The organism is Streptomyces sp. BV286, from assembly GCF_019090165.1.
Classification (GTDB): Bacteria; Actinomycetota; Actinomycetes; order Streptomycetales; family Streptomycetaceae; genus Streptomyces.
In genome coordinates, this window is sequence record NZ_JAHRIB010000015.1 from 1 (window position 1) to 903 (window position 903).

1 protein-coding gene is annotated in these 903 nt (G+C 68.8%); it reads right to left on the reverse strand.

Annotation, left to right across the window (positions count from 1 at the left end):
• The coding region (locus tag KUF83_RS01680) for an acyltransferase domain-containing protein (RefSeq protein ID WP_308402883.1) at window positions 1–880 on the reverse strand (880 nt) is incomplete at its 3' end.
• Between the last annotated feature and the right edge of the window lie 23 nt (window positions 881–903).

Below are 903 nucleotides of genomic sequence, written 5' to 3' on the forward strand. Positions count from 1 at the left end.
CCTGACCCAGCCCCGCAACATCACCCGACACCGCCGTCGCATCCAGCCACAACCGCTCCCGCTGGAAGGCGTAGGTGGGCAGCTCCACCCGGGGGTGGGGACCGCCCAGGAGGATCTTCCAGTCCGGGTCTGCGGCACCACGCACGAACAGGCCCGCAAGCGAGCGCAGGAACTGATCCCAGCCACCCTCACCACGACGCAACGTCCCCACCGCGACGACAGCACCGTTCCCGGTGTCGCCGCCGGACTCCACGCCCGTCGCCTCCACCGTCTCCTCAATGCCCATCACCAGCACCGGATGCGCACTCACCTCAACGAACGCACCGAAGCCTTCCTCAGCAAGGCGACGGGTGGCGTCGGCGAACCGCACCGGGCGACGCAGGTTGTCCACCCAGTAGCCGGCCCCCAGGCCGCCGTCTGCGTCTGCGACCCACTCGCCGGTCATCGTCGACAGCATCGGCACCCCACCCGACAGCGGAGTGATCTCCGCAAGGTCGGCCAGAATCCGCTCACGGACCTGTTCCACCTGCTCCGAATGCGACGCGTAATCCACCGGCACCCACTTCACCCACACACCCCGCGCCGACCACACCTCCACACACGCTTCCAAACCCTCACGCGTACCGGAAAGGACCACCGAACGGGGACCGTTCACCGCCGCGATCCCCACACCTTGTACGTCTTCCAACCACAAGGCGACGTCGTCGGCCGGGGCCTGAACCGCGAGCATCCCCCCACCGCCCGCCAGGACTTCACCGATCGCCCTCGACCGCAACGCCACCACCCGGGCGCCATCCTGCAGGGACAGCCACCCACCCACCACCGCAGCCGCAATCTCACCCTGCGAATGCCCCACCACCGCATCCGGCTCCACACCCACCGAACGCCACACCTCAGCCAGGG